Source organism: Sphingobium indicum BiD32, from assembly GCF_000382885.1.
GTDB lineage: Bacteria > Pseudomonadota > Alphaproteobacteria > Sphingomonadales > Sphingomonadaceae > Sphingobium > Sphingobium japonicum_C.
Genome location: NZ_CAVK010000219.1, coordinates 35,286 through 41,285, shown reverse-complemented (window position 1 = coordinate 41,285; position 6,000 = coordinate 35,286). Strand labels below are relative to the sequence as shown.

Here is a 6,000-nt window from a genome sequence, read left to right as displayed (position 1 = left end):
ACTTCGCTCGAAACGAACGGTGGTGGTGTATTCGACACTAATTTGCGAAGTCGTGATTTGCAAATTAGCAAATTTGCATTTGCGAAAAATCACAAAGACGGGAAAAGGGCGTCATAACAGGTCCGCACCCTGACCGGAGAGATATGCCTATGTCGAAACTCGCCATTATCGAACAGCTGGAAGCCAAGCGCGAAGGTGCGCGCATGGGTGGCGGGCAGCGCCGCATCGACGCGCAGCATGGCAAGGGCAAGCTGACCGCGCGTGAGCGGATCGAGGTGTTGCTGGACGAGGGCAGCTTTGAAGAGCTGGACATGTATGTGGAGCATAATTGCACCGATTTCGGCATGGACGAGCAGCATATTCCCGGCGACGGCGTGGTCACCGGTTCCGGCACGATCAACGGGCGACTGGTGTTCCTGTTCAGCCAGGATTTCACGGTTTACGGCGGCGCGGTGTCGGAACGGCACGCGATGAAGATCTGCAAGATCATGGACATGGCGCTGAAAGTCGGCGCGCCCGTCATCGGCCTGAATGACAGCGGTGGCGCGCGGATTCAGGAAGGCGTCGCGTCGCTCGCCGGTTATGCCGAGATTTTCCAGCGCAACGTGCTGGCGTCGGGCGTGGTGCCGCAGATCAGCGTCATCATGGGGCCATGCGCGGGCGGCGCGGTCTATTCACCCGCGATGACCGATTTCATCTTCATGGTGAAGGATTCAAGCTTCATGTTCGTGACCGGCCCCGATGTGGTCAAGACGGTGACGAACGAGGTCGTGACGCAGGAAGAACTGGGCGGCGCGGTGACGCACACGACCAAGTCCGGCGTGGCGGACGTTGCGTTCGAGAACGACATAGAGGCGCTGCTGGCGGTGCGCGATTTCGTGGACTTCCTGCCCGCGTCGAACAAGGAACCGGTGCCGGAACGGCCGAGCGCCGACCCGTGGGACCGGATCGAGCCGAGCCTCGACACGCTGATCCCCGCCAATGCGAACCAGCCCTATGACATGCACGAGCTGATCAGGAAGATCGTGGATGAGGGCGATTTCTTTGAGGTGCAGCCCGCCCACGCAGGCAACATCATCTGCGGTTTTGGCCGGGTCGAGGGGCGGACTGTCGGCATCGTCGCCAACCAGCCCTTCGTGCTGGCGGGCGTGCTGGATATCAATTCATCGAAGAAGGCGGGCCGCTTCGTGCGCTTCTGCGATGCGTTCGAGATACCGATCGTGACTTTGGTGGACGTGCCGGGCTTCCTGCCGGGGACCGCGCAGGAGCATAATGGCATCATCAAGCATGGCGCGAAATTGCTGTTCGCCTATGCCGAAGCGACCGTGCCCAAGATCACCATCATCACCCGCAAGGCCTATGGCGGTGCCTATGACGTGATGGCGTCCAAGCATCTGCGCGGTGATTTGAACTATGCCTGGCCGACCGCCGAAATCGCGGTGATGGGGGCCAAGGGCGCGGTGGAAATCATCTTCCGCGGCAAGACGGCGGACGAAATTGCCGAGCGGACGGCGGAATATGAAGCGCGCTTCGCCAACCCGTTCGTGGCGGCCTCAAAGGGCTTCATCGACGAGGTGATCCAGCCGCATTCGACGCGGCGGCGGATCGCGCTGGGCCTGCGGAAACTGCGCAACAAGGCGCTGGAAAATCCGTGGAAGAAGCATGACAATATTCCGCTTTAATATGACGTCATGCCAGCGAAGGCTGGCATCTCATGCGGCTTGACCGGCCTTTCGAGGCCTGAGACCCCAGCCTTCGCTGGGGTGACGGAACAGGAAAGTGATATGAAACTCGGCCGTCTCAACCATATCGGTGTCGCCACGCCCAGCCTCGAAAGGAGCATCGCTTATTATCGCGATGTGATGGGCGCGACGAAGATTCATGAACCGTTCGACCTGCCTGCGCAGGGGGTGAAGGTCTGTTTCGTCGATACGCCGGGCGAGAATGGCACGGCGGGGACGCAGATCGAACTGATCGAGCCGTTTGACGAGACGTCGCCAATCACTGCCTTCATCGCCAAGAACCCGGCCGGGGGGCAACATCATATGTGTTATGAAGTGCCCGACATCCACGAAGCCAAGGCGTGGTTCGAGGCGAAGGGCGCGCGGGTGCTGGGCGAGCCGCGGATCGGGGCGCATGGCACGCTGATCTTCTTCGTGCATCCCAAGGATATGAACGGGGTGCTGACCGAGATTATGGAGACGCCCAAGGAAGCGCATTGAGGTTTTAGCCCTCCCCCCACGGGGGGAGGCAGCGAGACTTGGGGGATGCGCAGCAGACCCTTGGTCGCAGCGGAGAGGCGGCGGGACGCCCGATGGGTCGGCCACCCTCTCCAACTTCGGCTAGGCAGACAAGCTGCCAAGCCTTCGTATCCTCCCCCTCAAGGGGGAGGGAGCAGGGTAGATTGAACGATGACCGACAAGCCGACACTGGATCAATGGGCAGCCGCAGCCGCAAAGGAAGTGAAGGGCAAGGATCTGACCTGGGCGACCCCGGAAGGGATCGCGGTCAAGCCGCTCTACACGGCCGACGATGTGACCGTCGATCCGGGCTTGCCGGGCTTTGCGCCCTTCACGCGCGGGGTGCGCGCGTCCATGTATGCGGGGCGGCCCTGGACCATCCGTCAATATGCGGGCTTTTCGACCGCCGAGGACTCCAACGCTTTCTACCGCCGGAACCTGGCCGCCGGGCAGAAGGGGCTGTCGGTGGCCTTCGACCTCGCCACCCATCGCGGTTATGACAGCGACCATCCGCGCGTCACCGGCGACGTTGGCAAAGCTGGGGTGGCGATCGACACGATCGAGGATATGAAGATCCTGTTCGACGGCATCCCGCTCGACCAGATGTCGGTCAGCATGACGATGAACGGCGCGGTCATCCCGATCCTGGCCTTCTTCATCGTCGCGGGCGAGGAACAGGGCGTCGACCGCAAATTGCTCGACGGGACCATTCAGAACGACATTCTGAAGGAGTTCATGGTCCGCAACACCTATATCTACCCGCCCGAACCCTCGATGCGGATCATCAGCGACATTTTCGGTTACACTTCGCGCGAGATGCCCAAGTTCAACAGCATCTCCATTTCCGGCTATCATATGCAGGAAGCTGGCGCGACGCAGGTGCAGGAGCTGGCCTTCACCATCGCCGACGGCATGGAATATGTGAAATATGGCGTGGCGTCGGGGCTGGACATCGACAAATTCGCAGGCCGCCTGAGCTTCTTCTTCGCCATCGGCATGAACTTCTTCATGGAGATCGCCAAGCTGCGCGCCGCCCGTGTCCTGTGGCATCGGGCGATGACGGAACTGGGCGCGAAGGACGAGCGCAGCAAGATGTTGCGCACCCATTGCCAGACATCGGGCGTCTCGCTGACCGAGCAGGACCCGTACAACAACGTCATGCGCACCACGATCGAGGCGATGGCCGCGATGCTTGGTGGCACCCAGTCGCTGCACACCAACGCGCTGGACGAGGCGATCGCGCTGCCCACCGACTTCTCCGCCCGGATCGCGCGCAACACGCAGATCGTGATCCAGGAAGAAACCGGCATGACCAAGGTGGTCGATCCGCTGGGCGGCTCCTATTATGTCGAGGCACTGACCCAGCAGCTGGTCGATGAAGCCTGGGCGATCATCGAGAAGGTGCAGGCCGATGGCGGCATGGCCAAGGCCGTGGCGGCAGGATGGCCCAAGGCGATGATCGAAACGGCGGCGGCCGCGCGGCAGGCGCGGGTCGATCGCGGCGATGACGTCATCGTGGGCGTCAACAAATATCGCCTCGCGAGCGAGGATCTGCTCGAAACCCTCGACATCGACAATGCCAAGGTTCGCGAAGGCCAGATCGCCCGGATCAACCGGGTGAAGGCGGAGCGCGACAGCGCGAGATGCGAAGCGGCATTGCAGGCACTGCGCGACGGCGCGGCCAGGCCGTCCAGCCTCGACAACAACCTCCTCGCCCTCGCCGTGGACGCGGCCCGCGCCCGCGCGACGCTGGGCGAAATCTCCTCCGCCATGGAGGAAAGCTTCAACCGCTACGGCACCCAGCCGACGCCGGTAAAGGGCGTCTACAGCGCGCCTTATGAGGGCGACAATCGCTGGCAACAGGTACTTGACGGCGTGCAGGCCGTTGAGCGGCGCCTCGGTCGAAAGCCGAAACTCCTCGTCGCCAAGATGGGGCAGGACGGCCACGACCGGGGCGCCAACGTGATCGCATCCGCGTTCGGCGACATGGGGTTCGACGTCGTGTCAGGACCGCTGTTCCAGACGCCCGATGAGACGGTGGTGCTGGCGCTGGAAAGCGATGTCGATGTGGTCGGCGCATCATCGCTGGCGGCGGGGCACAAGACGCTGATCCCCGACCTGATCGCCAAGCTGCGCGAAGCGGGCCGCACCGACATCAAGGTGATCGCAGGCGGGGTCATCCCGCCACAGGATTATGACTTCCTCCGTGACGCGGGCGTCCAGGGCATTTATGGACCGGGCTCCAATGTCGTGGAATGCGCCGCCGACGTGCTGCGCCTCCTCGGCCACAACATGCCCCCTGCGGGGCTGGAGGACGCCGCGTAATGAATAGTACCGCCCGCACCGACTGGACCCGCGAAGAGATCGCCGCGCTGTTCGACCTGCCGTTTAACGACCTGATGTTCGAGGCGCAGTCGATCCATCGCGCGAATTTTCCGCGCAATGAAGTGCAGTTGTCCACTTTGCTGTCGATCAAGACCGGCGGCTGCCCGGAAGATTGCGGTTATTGCAACCAGTCGGCATCGGCGGAAAGCGGCCTGAAGGCCGAGAAACTGATGAGCGTGCAGGCGGTGATGCAGGCGGCGGCGCAGGCGAAGGATGCGGGCAGCTCGCGCTTCTGCATGGGCGCGGCCTGGCGCAATCCCAAGGAGCGGGACATGCCCGCCATCGTCGAGATGGTGAAGGGCGTGCGCCAGATGGGCATGGAAACCTGCATGACGCTGGGGATGCTGAGCGAAGGGCAGGCCAAGGTGCTGGCTGACGCGGGCCTCGATTATTACAACCATAATATCGACACCTCGCCTGAGCATTATGAGAAGGTCATCACCACCCGGACCTTCGATGATCGGCTGGAAACGCTGGAAAATGTGCGTAATTCCGGGATCAACGTCTGTTCCGGCGGGATCGTGGGCATGGGCGAGACGCGCGAGGACCGCGTCGGCTTCCTGCACGCGCTGGCCGTGCTGCCGACCCATCCGCAGAGCGTGCCGATCAACGCGCTGGTGCCGGTCAAGGGCACGGTGCTGGGCAATATGCTGGCCGACACCCCGCTCGCCAAGATCGACGAGATCGAGTTTGTGCGCACCGTCGCGGTCGCGCGGATCGTGATGCCGGAAAGCATGGTGCGGCTGAGCGCCGGGCGTGAAAGCATGTCGGACGCCTGCCAGGCTTTGTGCTTCATGGCGGGCGCGAACAGCATCTTCACCGGCGACAAGTTGCTGACCACCGCCAACGCAGGCGACAATGCCGATGCGGCGCTGTTCGCGAAGCTGGGCGTGGTGCCGATGCAGGCCGAGGTGAAGGTTGCGATGGAGGCGGCGGAGTGAAGTCGATCAATCGCCACATTTGGTTTGATGCAGGTCGTATCGGTGCTTGTGGAGCAATCGCTGCGTTTGGTGCATGTTTAACTGCGATGGCGATTGGATATTTGTTCGATTGCGGCTGGCGCTGGCCAAGCTTTGATTTCGTACGATTGGCCATGGTTCGTGGTTTAGTCGTAGCGCTTATTGCTTTCGTGGTCCTTGGCGTAAACTCCATCTGGAATTTGCGACGAGCGATCATTCCACCACGATGACCATTTTAGTTTGACCGTTCGCCCTGAGCTTGTCGAAGGGCTGCACTTCGCTTCGCGAGGAAGAACGGGGCTTCGACAGGCTCAGCCCGAACGGGTTGAGAGGAAATAACCGTCATGCCGGACTTGATCCGGCATCCAGAGGGGCAAGCACAACGCCTGCCACCCTGGACCCCGGATCAAGTCCGG

5 protein-coding genes are annotated in these 6,000 nt (G+C 62.1%); all 5 read left to right on the top strand.

Translation table 11 applies throughout. The features are described from left to right. Window positions 1-149 precede the first annotated feature (149 nt). The 5 genes from EBBID32_RS19885 (at window position 150) to EBBID32_RS24305 (ending at window position 5,814) form a co-directional block, all read left to right on the top strand. Complete coding sequence (locus EBBID32_RS19885) at window positions 150-1,682, top strand: acyl-CoA carboxylase subunit beta (protein WP_006965143.1); 1,533 nt, start codon at window positions 150-152, stop codon at window positions 1,680-1,682. A 102-nt stretch (window positions 1,683-1,784) separates the two neighbouring features. Next, a complete protein-coding gene (gene mce / locus EBBID32_RS19880) occupies window positions 1,785-2,222 on the top strand; it encodes a methylmalonyl-CoA epimerase (protein WP_006965141.1) in 438 nt (145 codons plus the stop codon). A 189-nt stretch (window positions 2,223-2,411) separates the two neighbouring features. Next, on the top strand, window positions 2,412-4,565 hold the full coding sequence (scpA, locus tag EBBID32_RS19875) for a methylmalonyl-CoA mutase (protein ID WP_006965139.1): 2,154 nt from the start codon (window positions 2,412-2,414) through the stop codon (window positions 4,563-4,565). After that, complete coding sequence (gene bioB / locus EBBID32_RS19870) at window positions 4,565-5,566, top strand: biotin synthase BioB (protein ID WP_006965137.1); 1,002 nt, start codon at window positions 4,565-4,567, stop codon at window positions 5,564-5,566. Before scpA ends, bioB begins: the two co-directional genes overlap by 1 nt. After that, entirely contained in the window at window positions 5,563-5,814 is a 252-nt protein-coding gene (locus EBBID32_RS24305; RefSeq protein WP_156022629.1) for a hypothetical protein, read from the top strand. The genes bioB and EBBID32_RS24305 overlap by 4 nt, the downstream gene beginning before the upstream one ends. Window positions 5,815-6,000: the final 186 nt, after the last annotated feature.